The sequence below is a fragment of the Kitasatospora sp. NPDC085879 genome (assembly GCF_040686255.1).
In the GTDB taxonomy this organism is placed as follows: Bacteria; Actinomycetota; Actinomycetes; order Streptomycetales; family Streptomycetaceae; genus Kitasatospora.
Map to the genome: position 1 here is coordinate 1 of NZ_JBFBJZ010000061.1, position 16,313 is coordinate 16,313.

A 16,313-nucleotide genomic window follows, 5' to 3' on the forward strand; every position below is an offset into this window, starting at 1 on the left:
GCCACCGGCCGGGGCAGCGGGTGGACGAGGCACAGCGGCGCACCGCGACGCCCGGCCTCGGCCGCGGCCCAGTCGGCGACGGCCGACGCGCCGGTCGATCCGTCGATCACGACCATCACGGGCAGCACCGCGGCGTCCACGGCGCCGACCCCCATCAGGCCGGGACGCCGAGCCGGACCTGGGCGTCGACCACGCCCGGCACACCTTTGACCAGGTGTTCGAGCAGCGCGGCCATCGCCGTGTCGGGGAGGCTGCCGGTCAGCGTGATCCGCCCGTCGTCGGCCTGCGCCTCGAGACCGGAGGCGTCCGCCGGGCGGAGGGCCGCGATCAGTTCGAAGCGGACCTGGCCGACCAGTTCCCCGTCCTCGCGCAGGTGGACCTTGAGCAGGTCCCCACGGCTGACGATGCCGACCAGGCAGTCCTCGGCGTCGACGACCGGCAGGCGCTTGAGGTGCATCCGGGCCATCGAGCGGCCGGCCTCGGCGATCGGGCTGTCCGGGTGGACGGTCACGGCGGGCGTGGTCATCATGGCGCCGGCGGTCATGCCCTGGAAGGTCCCGGGTTCGCGGTCCTGGGCGGTGAGCAGGTCGGCCTCGGAGACGACGCCGATCACCCTGCCGTCGCCGGTCAGCACCGGTACTGCGCTGACCTGCCACTGCTGCAGGGTGTCGGTGATCTCCCGGAAGTCGGCGTCCCGTCCCACCGCGACGACCGCGTGGGTCATCACGTCGCCGACGGTGCTCCAGGTGCTGTTCATGGCGTGGTCCTTTCGGGGGGCGGCGCGGCGGTCTCGTCGTGCAGGGTGCTCCGGGAGACCGGGCCGAGCAGGTCGGCGAGGTGCTGCAGGACGTCGAGGAAGAGGTCGTCGACGGTGATGACGCCGACCGGCTCGCCGTCCCGCAGTACGGGCAGGCGGCGCACGCCGGTGCGGCGGAACGCCCGGTAGGCGGCGGTGAGTTCGTCGTCGGCGTCGACGGTCAGCGGCGGGGCCGACATCAGCCTGGCCACCGACCTGTGCGGGTCCGCGTCCCCGGCCAGCACTCGGACGACGAGGTCGCGGTCGGTGAGGACGCCGAGCAGGGCCCGGCTGTCCGCCACCAGGACGCAGCCGATCGCCCGGTCGGCCATCAGCCGCGCGGCCTCGGCGGCGGTGCTGTCGGGCGCCACGGTCACTGGGGGCGAGATCATGAGGTCCGAGACGCGCACGGGTCGACCTCCCTCACCGCGACGGTCACCTCGGGCGGGTGGGCCGGCATGGGGTGGACCGTGCGGTGCGATGGCACATCGAGCAGCCCGGTCGCCCGCTCCTTCGGCAGCCGGGGGGCGATGACGGGGACGTCGGCCAAAGCGATCCGCGCGGGCCGGTCGGTCGCCATCCGGTGGTCCACCGTCACCCGCAACCCTTCGGGGTCGATGCTGTGCCGGGTCAGGTGCCGGCCCGCGCAGTGGGCGACGCAGCTGGCGACGGATGCGGTGAACAGTTCGAGCGGAGTCGGCGCCGTGTCGACCCCGCCGTCCGCCACCGGCTGGTCGACGGTGAGCACGTGGCCGCGGACGGAGACGGCGTACCGGTCGCCGCGCAGGTGGACCGCCCCGGTGTGTCGGGGTCCGTGCGGGCCTTCTGCGGCGGCCGCTTCGCGGAGCCGGGCCGCGGCCACGTCCCTGGCCTCAGCGCACGTCAGCGCCGCCCGTCCAACGCCCCCGAGGTCGAGCACCACCGGGCCCGGGTCGGCGGGGTCTGGGCGGGTGACGAGGACCGGTCCTCCGGACGCGGTGTTCATCGGGCGGGTCGGGGTCGCCATGACGATTCTCCGTGCTCCGCGCGGCGGCAGCGGGCGCGCGCTCCTGTTCCCAGGACAGCCCGTCCTGCGCGTGGCGGCCAGGGCCGACCGGATGTGACCCACCGGGGCCGTGGGTACCCCGTGGACAGGGCCGTTCGGCCCTGAGCGCCTTCCGGTCTGCGGTGGAACGCTGGCAAGGGGCCGCCCTTCGGCCGAGGAGGCACCATGTCGACGGCCAGGATCACCGACTTGTACGAGGTGACGATGGCTCACTCCTACCTCCGGGAGAGCATGACCGCCCCGGCGACGTTCAGCCTGTTCGTCCGGAACCTTCCGCCCGGGCGTGGCTTCCTCGTCGCCGCCGGGATCGAATCGGCTCTGGAATACCTTGCGGGCTTCCGCGTGGACGAGGAGGACGTGCGGGCGTTCGCCGCTGCGCTCGGCCGGCCGACTGCGGACCTGGCGCCGCTGTGCGGGCTGCGGTTCAGCGGCGAGGTGTGGGCGGTGCCCGAGGGGCGGATCGTGCTGGCCGGCGAGCCGTTGCTGGAGGTGACCGCGCCGCTGCCCGAAGCGCAATTGGTCGAGTCCTACCTGCTCAACCAGGTGTGCCACCAGACGGCGGTGGCGAGCAAGGCGGCCCGCTGCGTCATCGCCGCGGCAGGGCGGCCGGTCGTGGACTTCTCGCTGCGGCGCACCCACGGCCTGCAGGCGGGGGACCACGCCGCCCGGCTCGGCGGCCTGGTGGGCTTCGCGGGAACGAGCAACGTGGCCGCGGCCGGCAGGTACGGCTTGCGGGCGGTCGGCACCATGGCCCACTCGTACATCGAGGCGTTCGGCGACGAGGCAACGGCCTTCCGGGCCTTCGCCCGGGCGCACCCGGGGCCGGTGACCTTCCTGGTCGATACCTACGACACGCGGGCGGGGGTGACCACGGCCGCCCAGGTGCTGCGGGAACTCGACCTGCACGAGGGTTGCGCAGTCCGCCTGGACAGCGGTGACTTCCTGGAACTGTCCGTGGCTTCGCGACGGATCCTCGACGCCGCCGGGTTGCCGGATGTAAAGATCACGGTCAGTGGCGGCCTCGACGAATACGGCATCGCCGACCTGCTCACCGCAGGGGCACCGATCGACGTCTTCGCCGTCGGCACCCGTGTGGGTGTGGCAGCGGACGCCCCGTACCTGGACGCCGCCTACAAACTGGTCTCCTACGATGGCCAGCCGATGATGAAGCTCTCCGCGGGCAAGGCCACGGCGCCCGGTGCCAAGCAGGTCTTCCGCGGCCGGAACTTCTCCGACACGGTCGCTCTGAGGACGGAGACCGCTCCGCCGGGGACCGTCCCCGTGCTGCGCATAGTGATGACGGGCGGACAGCGGTTGGACGGGCCATATGCCCTTGAGGCGGCCCGGTCGGCGTTCGAATCCGACCTGGCTGCTCTCCCCGCGACCGCCCGGTATATCGCCGACCCGCGGCCGCCGACGACGGCGTGGTCCGACGGACTCGTCCGACTCACCAACGATGTCCGGCAGCGCATTGAGTCCGGCCAGCGGAGCACGAACAACGCGACCGCGGCGCTGCCCGGCCGCCGTGGCTGAGGCCGGTGGGCACTGCCAGGAGTGCGTACCGGCCCCGGCGGCGGGGCCGGTCGGCCCTCCCGGGCCGGCTGTCGCCGGCCGTAGCGTGGCAGCGAGACCCTGACCGCTCACGGGTGGAGGAAGCCATGCAACCCGCCGCACGCCGTCCGATCGTGCTGGGCGTCGACGCCCCGGCTCCTACTCCTATGGCCGTGGCCTGGGCCGCGGACGAGGCCGACCGTGCAGGCCGGACACTGCGACTGGTCCACGCCGTCTCTCCGCCGCCGTTCGGGTTCACCGGCGCCGAGTGGGTCGGCAGTCTGAAGGAGCAGCACCGGGAGGGCGGCGTGGTCCTCGACAGGGCGGCCCTGCTGGCCCGTGAACGCCACCCGGACCTGGAGATCACGTCCGACACGGTCGAGGGGGTCACGGATCAGGTCCTGTGCGAGGAGTCCCGGCACGCCGAGCTGGTGGTCGTCGGGTCGCGGCGCCTCAGCCATGTCGAGGAGTGGCTGAGCGCGTCGTCGGTCACCGTTCCGCTGAGCGCCCAGGCACGGTGCCCGGTCGTCGTGGTCGGCGCGCCGGAACACGTGACCGAGCAGCCGCCGTACGTGGTGGTGGGGGTGGACGGCAGCCGGTCGTCGGCGGCGGCCGTGGACTTCGCGTTCGACCTGGCGGCCCGCCGCGGGGCCCGGCTGCGGGCCGTGTGGGTGTGGCAGCGGCCCGTGATCTGGCCGGCCGACGACCACGACGCCGTGCAGACCCTCCGCCGGCAGCTGTCCGAGACCACGGCCGGACGGGGCGGTGACCATCCCGACGTCCGGGTGACCCACGACGTGCTGGTCGGGCACCCGGTCGAACAGTTGGCCGCCGCCTCGGCCCACGCCCTGGCCGTGGTGGTCGGCCGGCGGGGCCACGGGGGGTTCACCGGCATGCGCCTCGGCTCCGTCCCGCACGGGCTGCTGCACCACGCGCACTGCCCGGTCGTCACCGTCCCGCCGCCCGCCGACCACCGCCGCTGACGTGTCCGGCGAACGGACCGGGACCCTCCGGCCGCCTCGGGAGGACACCGGGGCGCCGGGGCCGGACCCGCGCGAGCCGGTCAAACTCCTCTTCCGCGACCTGCGGACCTCGCCGGACGGCCTGGCCGAGCGGGAGGCAAGCCGCAGGCTGACCGTCCACGGGCCGAACGCCCTGGCCCGGCGGGGCGGACGGCGCTGGCCCGGCGAGCTGGTGCAGCAGTTCACCCACCCGCTGGCCGTCCTGCTCGCACTGGCAGCCGTGCTCGCCCTGGTGAGCGGCGCCCCGGCACTGGCGGTGGCGATCGCCGCGGTGATCGTGCTGAACGCCCTGCTCGCCTTCGTGCAGGAACGGCAGGCCGAGCAGGCGGTGGAGGCACTGGCGGACTTCCTTCCGGACCGCGCCACCGTGGTCCGCGGCGGCGTGCGCAGCGAGGTCCCGGCCACGGATCTCGTGCCGGGCGACGTCCTGGTGGTCGAGGAGGGCGACCGGGTGTCCGCCGACGCCAGGCTGGTCTCGGGCGGCGTGGAGGTCGACCTCTCGGCGCTGACCGGCGAGTCCGTCCCGGTCTTCCGCTCCGCGGAGACGCTCGACGTCACCGGTCCGCTGCTGGACGCCCGCGACCTGGTGTTCTCCGGCTCGGCGTGCACCGGCGGGCAGGCCGTGGCGGTGGTGACGGCCACCGGCATGCACACCGAGCTCGGGCGCATCGCGGCCCTGAGCCAGCGCACCCGCCGCGAGGAGAGCCCGCTGGAGCACCAGGTCAAGCGGGTCGCCCGGCTGATCGCGGTGATCGCGGTGGGTGTCGGGCTCGCCTTCCTGCCGATGGGCCTGGCGGCCGGCCTCTCGTTGACCGCCGCGGTGACCTTCGCCGTCGGCCTGCTGGTCGCCAACGTGCCCGAGGGCCTGCTGCCGACCATCACGCTCGCCCTCGCCTCCGGTGTCCGCGACCTGGCCCGGCGCGGGGCGGTCGTCAAACGGCTGTCCGCGGTGGAGACCCTCGGGTCGACCACCGTCGTCTGCACCGACAAGACCGGCACCCTGACCGAGAACCGGATGCGGGTCACCACTGTGTGGACACCGGCCGGCGAGACGCAGGCGGACGGCCGGGCGGACGGCACCGGGATGCGCGACCTCGCCGAAGCGGCCGCGATCTGCACCACCGCCGACCCGGACACCGCACACGGCGATCCGACCGAGCTGGCCCTGCTCGACCTCGCCGACCGCCTCGGCGTGCCCTGCCGGGTCGGGCCCCGGGACGGCGGCCGGCTGGCCCTGTTCCGGTTCGACCCCCGGCTGAAGCTGATGACCACGGCCGACCGGCGCGGCGGCGGCACGGTGCTTCACACCAAGGGGGCACCGGAGGAGGTCCTCGCCCATGCCGCGTCCCTGCGCGACCACGGGGTCGAACGGGCCATGACCGCCGGGGACCGCGCGACCGTGGTGCACGAGGTCGGCCGGCTCGCGGCACGCGGCCTGCGGGTGCTGGCGGTCGCGGTGAAACCGCTCGATCACGGGCTGCCGCCGCCGGGGCGCCGGGAGGACGCCGAACGGGACCTGTGCCTGCTCGGCCTGGTCGCGATGGCGGACCCGCCCCGGCCGGAGGTCGCCGACGCGATCGCCCGGGCCCACCGCGCCGGCATCACCGTGCACGTCGTCACGGGCGACAACGGGCTCACCGCCGCGGCCGTCGCCGAACAGGTCGGCATCGGCCACCGCGGTATGCGGATCGTCACCGGCACCGAACTCGACGCCCTGGGCGACGACCGGCTCGACGCGCTGCTCGCCCGGGGCGAGGAGGTGGTGTTCGCCCGGACCTCGCCCGAGGCCAAGCTGCGGATCGCCGACGCCCTGCGCGCCGAGGGCAACACCGTGGCCATGACCGGGGACGGCGTCAACGACGCGCCCGCGCTGCGCCGGGCCGACATCGGCGTCGCCATGGGCCGGTCCGGCACCGAGGTCGCCCGCGAGTCGGCCACCATGGTGCTCACGGACGACGACTTCGCCACCATCGTCGCCGCCGTCGAGGAGGGACGGCGTACCTACGACAACATCCGCAAGTTCATCGTCTACATCTTCGCGCACGCCGTGCCCGAGGTTGTTCCCTTCCTGGTCTTCGCCCTGGCCGGAGGCGCCGTGCCGCTGCCGCTGACGGTGATGCAGATCCTCGCGGTCGACCTCGGCACCGACACCCTGCCCGCACTCGCCCTCGGCCGGGAACGCGCCGAACCGGGCCTGATGGACCGTCCGCCACGGCCTCGGGACGAGAAGGTGATCCGGCCCGCCATGCTGGCCAGGGCCTGGGGATTCCTCGGCTTGATCTCCGCCGCGCTCGTCATGGGCGGCTACTTCCTCACCCTGACCGCCGGCGGCTGGCACCCGGGCGATCCCACCGGCCCCGGCAGCCCTCTCCACCACCTGTACCAGCAGGCCACCACCGTCGCCTGGCTGGGCATCGTGGCCTGCCAGATCGGCACCGCCTTCGCCGCCCGCACCGACCGGGCCTCGCTGCGGTCGATCGGGCTGTTCAGCAACCGCCAGTTGCTCGGCGGCATCGCCTTCTCCCTGGCGTTCGCGGCCACGATCGTCTACGTCCCCGCACTGCACGGCCTGTTCGGCACGGCCGCCCTCGGCCCGGCACAGCTGGCCGTGCTGCTCCCCTTCCCGCTGGTGGTCTGGGGTGCGGACGAGCTCCGCAGGGCCGCCGTCCGCCGCAGGGCGGGCGCCGCGACCGTTCCGTCCGCGGTGCTGCCTTCGCCGCCCGTACCGGCGGGTGAGGAGACCGGCCACCATCCGCTGCCGGTGCTGCTCGCCCGGCACGGCTGGAGCGCCCACCGGCTGATCCACGCCCTGGGCGTCGGGGAGCACGCAGCGGCCGACATCGTGGCGCACGCCCAGCGCATCGGCGCGGGGCACGGGCGCCTTCCCGGAGGCGACCCGCACCGTCCCGGCTGACCGGGAACTGTGGGCCGGTTGGCCCACCGGTCCGGGGCACAGGGCCCTGGGAGCCGGCACCGGCCGGACGGATGGTGGAAGCACCGGCCCCCGCCGAAGGCTTCCGAGGAGGTGGCAGCCGTGCCTCAGACCAGGATCGCGAGGCGTCCCGGCCCCCCGTCCCGTCCGCTTCCGCCGCTCGGCCTGCGCACGCCGTCGGGCCGCCGGTTGCCCTACTGAATCCGTCCGGGGAGAGAAGCCATGCGCCGAGTGATCTGGTTCGCCAGCCTCGAACGGGGCGATGTCGGCCTGGTGGGCGGCAAGAACGCCTCCCTGGGCGAGCTGGTCGCGCACCTCGGGCCGGCCGGCGTCCGCGTTCCCGACGGCTTCGCGACGACGGCCGACGCCTTCCGCGAGTTCCTGGCACAGGGCAGTCTGCGGGACGAAATCGCCGCGCAGCTCGACCGGCTCCGAGCCGGTGATCCGCTCGCCGACGTGGGCGCCGCCGTGCGGACGGCGATCCTGGCGACGCCCCTGCCCGACACGCTGGCCGACGAGCTCGCGGACGGCTACGCGCGGCTGGGCCGCGAGGCCGGCAGGGCCGATCCGGACGTGGCCGTGCGCAGCAGCGCCACTGCCGAGGACCTGCCGGAGGCGAGCTTCGCCGGGCAGCAGGAGACCTTCCTCAACGTCCGTGGGCGCGAGGCCCTGCTGGACGCCTGCCGGCGCTGCTTCGCGTCGTTGTTCACCGACCGGGCGATCGACTACCGCGAGCGGCTCGGGTTCGACCACCTCGCCGTGGCCCTGTCGGTGGGCGTGCAGCTGATGGTCCGCTCGGACCTCGGCGGATCGGGCGTGATGTTCACTCTGGACCCGGAGAGCGGGTTTCCCGGTGCGGTGGTGGTGAGTGCCGCATGGGGGCTCGGGGAGACGGTGGTCAGCGGCCGGGTCGATCCCGATGAGTACCTGGTGTTCAAGCCGCTGCTGAAGGACCCGGGGCTCGACCCGGTGCTGCAGAGCGTGTGCGGGCCCAAGCGGCACAAGTCGGTGTACGGCGAGGAGGGCCTCACCCGGATCGTCGAGACCTCGGAGGAGGAGCGTGCCGCTCTGGTGCTGGACCGCGCGGAGGTGCGGCGGCTGGCCGAGTGGGCGGTCGCCGTCGAGGGGCACTACGGCTGCCCGATGGACCTGGAGTGGGCGAAGGACGGCCGCAGCGGCGAGCTGTTCGTCGTGCAGGCCCGGCCGGAGACCGTGCAGTCCCGGCGCAGTGGGGCCGTGCTGCGGCGGTACCGGCTGACCGGCACCGGGCAGCGGCTGGTCGATGGCATCGCCGTGGGTGAGGCGATCGGTGCCGGCCCGGTCAGCCGGTTGCGCAGCCCGGTCGAGATCGACCTCTTCCCCGCCGGGGCCGTCCTGGTCACCGCGATCACCGACCCCGACTGGGAGCCGCTGATGAAGAAGGCGTCGGCGATCGTCACCGACCACGGGGGACGCACCTCGCACGCGGCGATCGTCAGCCGTGAACTCGGCGTGCCGGCCGTGGTGGGCACCGGTCGGGCGACCGAGGTCCTGGCCGACGGGCTGCCGGTCACCGTCTCCTGCGCGGAGGGTGCCGAGGGCCATGTCTACCGGGGGAACGTCGACTTCGAGGAATCGGAGACCGACCTCGACTCGCTGCCCGCCACCCGCACCAAAATCATGCTGAACCTGGCCGACCCGGCAGCGGCATTCCGCTGGTGGCGTCTGCCCGCGGACGGGGTGGGGCTCGCACGGACCGAATTCCTGGTGGCCCATCAGATCCGTGTCCACCCGATGGCACTGCTCCACCCCGAGCGGCTGTCCGACGAGGACCGGCGGCAGGTGGACACGCTGGCCGACGGATACCCCGACCACGCCGACTACTTCGTCGACCGGCTGGCCCAGGGTGTGGCGAGGATCGCCGCCTCCCGCTGGCCGGACCCGGTGGTCGTGCGCACCAGCGACTTCAAGACCAACGAGTACGCGCGGCTGGTAGGCGGCGCACCGTTCGAGCCCGTGGAGGCCAACCCGATGATCGGGTGGCGCGGTGCGAGCCGCTACTACGACGACCGCTACCGGGAGGGCTTCGCCCTCGAGTGCCGGGCCCTGCGCCGGGTCCGCGACGAGACGGGGCTGACCAACCTGGTGGTCATGATCCCCTTCTGCCGCACCCCCGAGGAGGCCGACCGCGTGCTCGCCGTCATGGCGGACAACGGCCTCCACCGGGGCCGCAACGGGCTCCGGGTCTTCGTGATGGCCGAGATCCCGGCGAACATCCTGCTCGCCGAGGAGTTCGCCGAACGGTTCGACGGCTTCTCCATCGGCAGCAACGACCTCACCCAGCTCACCCTCGGCGTCGACCGCGACTCCGACCTGCTCGCCCACCTCTTCGACGAGAGCAACCCGGCGGTCACCCGCAGCATCGCGACACTGATCGCCACCGCCCACGCGGCCGGCCGCCATGTCGGCCTCTGCGGCCAACGCCCCAGCAACGACCCCGCGTTCACCCGCTTCCTGGTCGACGTCGGCATCGACTCGATCTCGGTCACCCCGGACAGCTTCGCCGCCGTCAAGCAGCAGGTCGCGGCGGCGGAGCACGGCCGGCACCGCACGGAGTGAGGACCGCCGTGAACACCGCACCGAACACCCCGAGCCCTGCGCCCCGGCCGGGCCTGCTCACTTTCCTCGGCGGCGTCAGCACCGTCACCGGCAGCAAGTTCCTGGTCGAGACCGACCACGCACGGCTCATGGTCGACTGCGGGCTCTTCCAGGGCCTCGCCGAACTGCGCCGCCGCAACCGCCGTCCGCTGCCGCTCGACCCGGCCGACGTCGACGCCGTCGTGCTGACCCACGCCCACCTCGACCACTGCGGCTACCTGCCCCGACTGGTCCGCGACGGCTTCCGCGGCCCCGTCCTGACCACCCCGGACACCGCACGGCTCGCCGAACTGATCCTCCGCGACAGCGCCCACCTGCTCCGCGAGGACGCCGACCACGCGAACGAGCACGGCTGGTCCAAGCACCACCCCGCCGAACCGCTGTACGACGAGAAGGACGTCGAGAACACCCTGCGCATGTTCGACCCCGTCCCGCAGGACACGGACGTCGAGATCACGGCCGGTACCGTCCTGCACCTGCACCGGGCCGGGCACATCCTCGGCTCCGCCTGGGCCCACCTCACCCTGGAGGACGGCCACACCCTCGCCGCCAGCGGCGACCTCGGCCGCCCGGTCCACCCCCTGCTGCGCCCGCCGGAGCCCTTCAGCGGGGCGGACGTGCTGCTGATGGAGTCGACCTACGGCAACCGCCGCCACGAGGAGACCGCCGCCCGCGAATGGTTCGCCCGCGCGGTCGAGCGCGTCCTGATCGGCTGACGGGGGGCGGGACCGGCGCGGCCGAGCAGCAGGGGCGCCGCCGGGTGCGGCCATGGGCTGGAACACCATGCCGGCCGTCCGCTCGCCGAAGCGGGCGCGGAAGTCCCGGTAGCACTCCCGTGCCCGGGTCTCGCTGCCGATGCCGAGGCGGACGGCGCCCTCGGCACTCTTGTGCACCTGGGGTCGAGCCAGCCTCCGCCGGGGTGGGCGGCGAGGAACGCGTCGACCCGTCGGCGGGCGCCCGCTGTGTCGGCGGCCGGCGGGGCCACCGGGGCGGAGGGCGGTTCGGCCAGCCACCCCGCGCCGTACCGGGCGTGGGCGAGGGCCCGTGCGGCGGCGGCCGGGTCCGAGTAGGACGGGAGCTGTCCACCGTCCGCGCAGGTCCGGTACTGGACGGGCACCTCCTGGTCCAGCAGGACAGCCGCGACCGGCAGGTGTCGGCGGCCCGGGCCGTCCAGCAGCGCGCGGAGCGGCCGGTCGGCGTCCTCCTGGCAGGCTCCGAGGGCCAGGACCTTGGCCCGACCGGGTCCGCACAGCCGGTCGGCGACCATCCCGGCAGCCCGGCGGCTCGTACCGAGGAACCTCATCCGGCGGCTCTCCTCGGACATCCCGTGCTCGTGCAGGTCCAGGACAGCGGCGCGGTCGCCGGCCTCGACGACCCTCACGAGGACGGCTGTCCCGTCGGCGAGCAATGCCTCGGCCGCGGACACCGGCGGTTCGGTGACGGACATGGCGACTCCCTCCACCGCCCTCCGGCGCGGGTGGCACGGCCAGGGCCGATGGGCCCGGCGGCCGGTCCGACCGGGCAGGGCCCGGGCACGGTGACTGCCTGACGCTGGCGTGCTAGGGCTTGCCGGGCCGGTCGGTGCGGCCGGACCAGAGCGGTTCGACGAGCTTCCAGTCGTCCTCCCAGGTGTCGGCGGTCCGGTGGTCGAGCACGCCGCGGCGCAGGACGAAGGCGGCGGTGGACACGGTGCCCGCGGCGGCCAGCGCCATCAGGCCGTAGCTGGCTGCCGACACGGCCAACTGACTGTCGGCCGGGGCCGGTTCGGCGACTGCTCCGGCGTCGTCCACCCAGATCGGCACCTTCGTGCCCTGTGGTGTGCCGCTCGGCACCGCGACGGTGCCCGTCCGGTCCGCGCCAGCGACCGTCCAGGTGGCCGGGGCGCCGACCGTGTCGAGCGGGCGGCCCGGGATGTCCGCGGCCGCCGCGAGGGTCGTGGCCGTTGCCGGGTGGCGGTGCACGGCCATCCGGCGGGCGTCGGCGCGCATGTCATGCAGCAGGACCTGGGCGGTCACCAGGGCAGCAGCGACCGACAGCACGGCGAGCAGGACGGCGCCGACGAGCAGTCGGCTGCGGGCGCGGTCGGCCCTGCGGCAGAGCGGGTTGTGGTCGAGGCCGACGGCCCGGCGGAGGTGGCGGCGGACCGAACGGCCTGTCTCGGGCGGGCCGGGCCCGGTGGATGCGGCGGGCATGGCACGCCTCCTCTGTCTCCTGGCGGAGCGCCGTCTTGACGGACTGTCAGCCGTCGGCCGGGGCGGCCTCGTCCGCACGGAGTTCGGCGCCGATCTCCCGGGCCCAGCGCCGGATGTGCTCGGAGCTCCGGAAGTCGCCGCCCTTGTCGTGCCGGACCATGCTGCGGGCGACGAAGCCGGGCGTTTCGGCGGTCACGCTGCCGCCGAAGGTGACGTGCCCGCGCGCGTGCAGGCGCTCCATCTCGTCGGCCACCTGGGCGACCGGCGGGATCTCGTGCTGTTCCGCGGAGCTGTCGACCGGCCCGCTGCTGAACAGCCAGACGGGCCGCCGCGCCAGCTCGTCCGCGTGGCGGTGGGCGCAGCGGAGCGCGTCGTGCTGCCAGTGGTTCATGTAGATCGCGCTGCCGAGGACGACGGCGTCGAAGTCCGCCACGGTAGTGACCTCGGCGGCGGGGAGGACCTCAGTCGTGAAGCCTTCCTCGTCGAGCACCCGGCCGATCTCCCTGGCGATGCCGGCCGTTGCGCCGTGCTTGGTTCCGTAGGCCACGAGGACTCGCTGCTTCGTCATGGTGCGCCTCCCGCGGAATCGGCTCCCGGAGCGAGCCCGGTTCGGCTTGCGCTTCCAGCTTCGTCCCGGCCCGGACGCTGGCGACAGGGCCTGGTGTCCCGATCCGAGGGCCGAACGGTCCCTGCTGGTCGGCGACGCACGGGCGTGTGATGGAGGGACCGGATGAATCGGACGAGGAGTGGCGGCGTGCAGATCTTTGTCGGTTACGCGAGTACGCACGGTTCGACGCGTCACATTGCCGAGCGGATCGCCGGTCGTCTGCAGTCGTACGGCCACCGCACGGTCCTCGGCCCGCTGGAGCCGGCCGCCGGTCTCCCGGACTGCGACGCGGCGGTACTGGGCAGCGCCGTCCACGACGGCAGGTGGCTGCCCGAGGCGGTCGAGTTCGTCCGGCGGGGTGCCAGGGCGCTCGCCGGGCGGCCGGTCCGGCTGTTCAGTGTGAGTCTCGTCGGGGAGCGGAGCAGCGCCTTCCCTCCGGTCGTGGCCCGGTGCCTGCGGCGGCTCAGGGCGCGTTCCGGCCCGGAGCTACCTGCCGATCTCCTGGCCGCGGTCGCACCCGGCGGCCGGCACGACTTCGCGGGGACGGTGGCGCCGGAGCACTGGCCGGCGACCGGTCGGCTGGTCTTCCGGCTGATGGGCGGACGTTACGGCGAGTGCACGGACTGGGACGAGGTGGACGCATGGGCGGCGGCCGTCGCGGCGGAGTTCGGGGCCACGTCGGACAGCTGAACGCGGTCGATCGGACGGTCAGTCCGGGAGGCGGACGGCGAGGGCGGGCCTGATTCGCGCGGCGCGACGGGCCGGGCCCGCGGCGGTCAGGAGGGAGGCGGCGAGGGTGAGGGCGGCGAGTACCCCGATCTGGGCCCACTCGACGGGGAAGCCGCCGTCGAGGCCGGTGAAGGCGGAGCTCTTCTGGTACATCAGCCAGGTGGTGAGCACGCCGATGGTGCGCCGGCTGGGCGAGCAGGCCGTCCGCACTTCGGCGCCGCGCGGCCGGTCACCGGGTCGGTGAGGACGAGGGTGTCACCGGGGGCGTAGAACCGGCCGCTGGGGCCGTCGGTGTGGCCGAAGAAGTTGTCCAGCACGACGTAGCCGGGATGGGTGGCGAGGGCGTTCCAGACGGCCCTGTCGTCGGGCAGGCCGGGCAGCCGGTCGCGGAAGGCGATGCCGCTCGTCGCGCAGTCGGGCTCCCCGACGACGGCGGTCGCTGGGTGGGACGGTTCATCAGGCGGCGCAGCGGCCGCAGCACGGCGTGCTGGTTCTCGCTGACCAGGACCACGGCGGAGAAGGCGGCGAGGATACCGAGGATGACGTAGACCGCAATGGGACGGGGTGTCGAAGGTCCCGCAGGGCGGCCACTTCGACGGTACCGGCCTGGTAGACCTAGCGGACACCGGTGGCGGCCAGCAGCGGCTGCGGTGCGTCGCTCGTCCGGGTGGCCATGGCCGTCTCCTCCGTGCGGGCGGTCCCCAGCCTCGTGCGGGCTCCGGCCGGTCCCTAGCGCCGACCGGCCGCGATGCCCGGGCGGACGGATCTCAGGTCGCCGGGGCCGTTCGGCCCGGGCGTGGGGCCCGACCGGCCCTGGTGGCACCGGCGGACTCCTGCTGGTGTGGACCCGAGGAGGGGCCCGGGCGCGCCCGGGAGGTTCGAGGACACGCCGGGGCTGTGCGAGGACGGAGGCCCGTCATGAAGGCCGACATCGGGGATCGGGTCATCGTGAACGCCACCCGGCCCGGCGCCGCACGGCGTGACGGGGAGATCGTGGCCCTGCACCATCCGGACGGCAGCCCGCCCTGGGACGTGTGCTGGTCGGAGACCGGCCGGGTGTCCATGTTCTTCCCCGGCCCGGACACTCAGCTGCACCACTTCGAGCACCTCGGGCAGGGCGAGCGGGTGGCGGGTGTGCTCCACACCTTCGCCGACTGAGGCCTCCGCCGCGCCAGGTGCGTGCGGCCGGCCGGCCGCGCTTCCGGCGAGTGTGGCCATGCACGGACGCTCGTCTCCGGCGGTCCTGCAACCGGCTCGCGTGGACTGCCGCCCCACCGGCGTCAGGAGGTCCGTGGGGCCGGACTCCGGCCGCCTGGGGTCCCCGGGTCGCACACGCAGGCGTGTCGGCTCCGCGTCAGAGCAGGGCTGCCACGATGCGGTCGGCCCAGCCGGGACCAGCGGTACGACCGGCGAGGTAGTCGGCGCAGAAGACGCCCAGCAGGGCGGAGGCGAGCGACTCGGCGTCCAGGTCAATGGCGGCAGTGCCCGCGGCACGGGCCTGGTCGAGGACGCGTACGAGGCCGGCGCGGCGCGGAATCACCGCGTGTTCACGCAGCAGTTCCAGCAAATCGGGAGTGTGGTCCTCCTCGGCGAGGCAGGTGCCGATCAGGGCCATGCCGCCGGTGCGGGTGAGGACGGCTGCGAGGTCGGCGAGCTGGGCGGCGAGGTCGGCGCGCACGTCACCCGTGGTGTGCGGCGCGGCGCACGGGCGCAGCGTGGCGAGGGCGGCGGCGGCCAGTTCGGTCTTGGTCCTCCAGCGCAGGTGGATGGTGGCCTTGCTCACCCCGGCGGCTCGGGCGACGTTGTCCAGCGTCATCCGGGTGAAGCCATGCCGGGTCAGCAGGGTGAGTGCCGCGGCGAGGATGGCGGTTTCCTTGTCCGGGCAGCGCGGCCGACCGGCGGCGCCCGGACAGCCCTTCCGCGTCTTCTCCATGCGGCCAGCATAGGCGCTTGCAATACCGAACGACTCGGTTTAGATTCAAGTAGGCGCCGGACACCGGACAGCCCGGCAGAAGCGTCCGCCCCCGGAAGGACCCCCACATGCGTTACGCAGTTCTCGGCACCGGCTCCGTCGGCCGGGTCATCGCCGCCAAGCTCGCCTCCCTCGGCCACGAGGTCACGGTCGGCACCCGCGACCCGGAGGCCACCCTCGCCCGGACCGAAACCGATGCCATGGGCACGGCGCCGTTCGCCCAGTGGCACCGGGCCAACCCCGCGGTCCTCCTGGCCACCTACACCGACGCCGCCTCCGGCGCCGACGCCGTCGTCAACGCCACCTCCGGCGCTGGTGCCCTGGAGGCGCTGGCCCTCGCGGGCGCAGAGAACCTCGCCGGCAAGGTGCTGCTGGACATCGCCAACCCGCTCGACTTCTCCCAGGGCATGCCCCCGTCGCTGAACCCGGTCAACACCGACAGCCTCGGCGAGCAGATCCAGCGCGCCTTCCCCGAGGCAGAGGTCGTCAAGACGCTCAACACCATGAACGCCGAGATCATGGTCGACCCGGCCAAGGTCCCCGGCGAGCACCACGTCTTCGTCTCCGGCAACGACGCCGACGCCAAGAAGGCCGTCACCGAACTCCTGGTCTCCATCGGCTGGCCCGCCACCAGCGTCCTGGACCTCGGTGACATCACCACCGCCCGCGGCACCGAGATGCTGCTGCCGATCTGGCTGCGTCTGTGGGGCGCGCTCGGCCACGCCGACTTCAACTTCCACATCGCCGGCGCCCGCACCGGCGCCTGACCGGCGCCGGCACCGGCCGGTCGGCGGGAACCTCCGGCAGCGGCACCCCGAACCGGCGGGCCT

The 16,313-nt window shown here is 74.0% G+C and carries 17 protein-coding genes; 8 read left to right on the plus strand and 9 right to left on the minus strand.

Annotated elements, in window-relative coordinates; all coding sequences use genetic code 11:
* The 4 genes from AB0P35_RS32780 to AB0P35_RS32795 form a co-directional block, all read right to left on the minus strand.
* A partial coding sequence (locus AB0P35_RS32780) for a universal stress protein (RefSeq protein WP_363518277.1) occupies positions 1-155 on the minus strand: 155 nt, incomplete at its 3' end.
* A complete protein-coding gene (locus tag AB0P35_RS32785) occupies positions 155-757 on the minus strand; it encodes a CBS domain-containing protein (RefSeq protein WP_363518189.1) in 603 nt (200 codons plus the stop codon). The genes AB0P35_RS32780 and AB0P35_RS32785, both read right to left, overlap by 1 nt.
* Positions 754-1,206, minus strand: a complete 453-nt coding sequence (locus tag AB0P35_RS32790; protein ID WP_363518191.1) for a CBS domain-containing protein — start codon at positions 1,204-1,206, stop codon at positions 754-756. The genes AB0P35_RS32785 and AB0P35_RS32790 overlap by 4 nt, the downstream gene beginning before the upstream one ends.
* Positions 1,185-1,802 (minus strand): OsmC family protein, encoded by a 618-nt coding sequence (locus AB0P35_RS32795; protein ID WP_363518193.1) that lies wholly within the window; start codon positions 1,800-1,802, stop codon positions 1,185-1,187. The genes AB0P35_RS32790 and AB0P35_RS32795 overlap by 22 nt, the downstream gene beginning before the upstream one ends.
* 204 nt (positions 1,803-2,006) lie before the next feature.
* Between AB0P35_RS32795 and AB0P35_RS32800 the strand changes: the two genes are divergently transcribed.
* The 5 genes from AB0P35_RS32800 to AB0P35_RS32820 all read left to right on the plus strand — a co-directional run bounded on the left by AB0P35_RS32800 (position 2,007) and on the right by AB0P35_RS32820 (position 10,699).
* Entirely contained in the window at positions 2,007-3,374 is a 1,368-nt protein-coding gene (locus AB0P35_RS32800; RefSeq protein WP_363518195.1) for a nicotinate phosphoribosyltransferase, read from the plus strand.
* Between the two features lie 125 nt (positions 3,375-3,499).
* Entirely contained in the window at positions 3,500-4,375 is an 876-nt protein-coding gene (locus AB0P35_RS32805; protein WP_363518197.1) for a universal stress protein, read from the plus strand.
* Between the two features lies 1 nt (position 4,376).
* Positions 4,377-7,328: a cation-transporting P-type ATPase gene (locus tag AB0P35_RS32810; protein WP_363518199.1), complete on the plus strand. Its 2,952-nt coding sequence runs from the start codon at positions 4,377-4,379 to the stop codon at positions 7,326-7,328.
* Positions 7,329-7,568: 240 nt separating this feature from the next.
* Positions 7,569-9,944: a phosphoenolpyruvate synthase gene (gene ppsA / locus AB0P35_RS32815; RefSeq protein WP_363518201.1), complete on the plus strand. Its 2,376-nt coding sequence runs from the start codon at positions 7,569-7,571 to the stop codon at positions 9,942-9,944.
* An 8-nt stretch (positions 9,945-9,952) separates the two neighbouring features.
* Positions 9,953-10,699: an MBL fold metallo-hydrolase gene (locus AB0P35_RS32820; protein WP_363518203.1), complete on the plus strand. Its 747-nt coding sequence runs from the start codon at positions 9,953-9,955 to the stop codon at positions 10,697-10,699.
* Here AB0P35_RS32820 and AB0P35_RS32825 read toward each other — a convergent pair.
* From AB0P35_RS32825 to AB0P35_RS32835, 3 genes are all read right to left on the minus strand, one after another.
* Positions 10,621-11,430: a hypothetical protein gene (locus AB0P35_RS32825; protein WP_363518205.1), complete on the minus strand. Its 810-nt coding sequence runs from the start codon at positions 11,428-11,430 to the stop codon at positions 10,621-10,623. The two genes, AB0P35_RS32820 and AB0P35_RS32825, sit on opposite strands and share 79 nt — an antisense overlap.
* A 112-nt stretch (positions 11,431-11,542) precedes the next feature.
* Positions 11,543-12,175 carry a hypothetical protein gene (locus AB0P35_RS32830; RefSeq protein WP_363518207.1) on the minus strand — a complete coding sequence of 211 codons (633 nt, stop codon included), beginning with the start codon at positions 12,173-12,175 and terminating at the stop codon, positions 11,543-11,545.
* Between the two features lie 46 nt (positions 12,176-12,221).
* Entirely contained in the window at positions 12,222-12,743 is a 522-nt protein-coding gene (locus AB0P35_RS32835) for a flavodoxin domain-containing protein (protein WP_363518209.1), read from the minus strand.
* Between the two features lie 186 nt (positions 12,744-12,929).
* On the opposite strand from AB0P35_RS32835, the gene AB0P35_RS32840 reads away from it, so the two are divergent.
* On the plus strand, positions 12,930-13,472 hold the full coding sequence (locus AB0P35_RS32840; RefSeq protein ID WP_363518211.1) for a flavodoxin domain-containing protein: 543 nt from the start codon (positions 12,930-12,932) through the stop codon (positions 13,470-13,472).
* Positions 13,473-13,490: 18 nt separating this feature from the next.
* Here the strand turns inward: AB0P35_RS32840 and AB0P35_RS32845 are convergent, their stop codons facing one another.
* Positions 13,491-13,682, minus strand: a complete 192-nt coding sequence (locus AB0P35_RS32845) for a hypothetical protein (RefSeq protein ID WP_363518213.1) — start codon at positions 13,680-13,682, stop codon at positions 13,491-13,493.
* Positions 13,683-14,429: 747 nt separating this feature from the next.
* On the opposite strand from AB0P35_RS32845, the gene AB0P35_RS32850 reads away from it, so the two are divergent.
* Complete coding sequence (locus AB0P35_RS32850) at positions 14,430-14,669, plus strand: DUF1918 domain-containing protein (RefSeq protein ID WP_363518215.1); 240 nt, start codon at positions 14,430-14,432, stop codon at positions 14,667-14,669.
* Positions 14,670-14,865: 196 nt separating this feature from the next.
* Here AB0P35_RS32850 and AB0P35_RS32855 read toward each other — a convergent pair whose 3' ends face one another.
* Positions 14,866-15,444: a TetR/AcrR family transcriptional regulator gene (locus tag AB0P35_RS32855; protein ID WP_363518217.1), complete on the minus strand. Its 579-nt coding sequence runs from the start codon at positions 15,442-15,444 to the stop codon at positions 14,866-14,868.
* Positions 15,445-15,551: 107 nt separating this feature from the next.
* On the opposite strand from AB0P35_RS32855, the gene AB0P35_RS32860 reads away from it, so the two are divergent.
* Positions 15,552-16,250 (plus strand): NAD(P)-binding domain-containing protein, encoded by a 699-nt coding sequence (locus tag AB0P35_RS32860; protein ID WP_363518219.1) that lies wholly within the window; start codon positions 15,552-15,554, stop codon positions 16,248-16,250.
* The last annotated feature ends 63 nt before the right edge of the window (positions 16,251-16,313 follow it).

Coding starts and splice junctions, on each gene's coding strand:
- AB0P35_RS32825 (WP_363518205.1), bottom strand. CDS start 11,430: ATGTCCGTCACCGAACCGCCGGTGTCCGCGGCCGAGGCATTGCTCGCC.
- AB0P35_RS32860 (WP_363518219.1), top strand. CDS start 15,552: ATGCGTTACGCAGTTCTCGGCACCGGCTCCGTCGGCCGGGTCATCGCC.
- AB0P35_RS32785 (WP_363518189.1), bottom strand. CDS start 757: ATGAACAGCACCTGGAGCACCGTCGGCGACGTGATGACCCACGCGGTC.
- AB0P35_RS32830 (WP_363518207.1), bottom strand. CDS start 12,175: ATGCCCGCCGCATCCACCGGGCCCGGCCCGCCCGAGACAGGCCGTTCG.
- ppsA (WP_363518201.1), top strand. CDS start 7,569: ATGCGCCGAGTGATCTGGTTCGCCAGCCTCGAACGGGGCGATGTCGGC.
- AB0P35_RS32800 (WP_363518195.1), top strand. CDS start 2,007: ATGTCGACGGCCAGGATCACCGACTTGTACGAGGTGACGATGGCTCAC.
- AB0P35_RS32795 (WP_363518193.1), bottom strand. CDS start 1,802: ATGGCGACCCCGACCCGCCCGATGAACACCGCGTCCGGAGGACCGGTC.
- AB0P35_RS32855 (WP_363518217.1), bottom strand. CDS start 15,444: ATGGAGAAGACGCGGAAGGGCTGTCCGGGCGCCGCCGGTCGGCCGCGC.
- AB0P35_RS32850 (WP_363518215.1), top strand. CDS start 14,430: ATGAAGGCCGACATCGGGGATCGGGTCATCGTGAACGCCACCCGGCCC.
- AB0P35_RS32805 (WP_363518197.1), top strand. CDS start 3,500: ATGCAACCCGCCGCACGCCGTCCGATCGTGCTGGGCGTCGACGCCCCG.
- AB0P35_RS32835 (WP_363518209.1), bottom strand. CDS start 12,743: ATGACGAAGCAGCGAGTCCTCGTGGCCTACGGAACCAAGCACGGCGCA.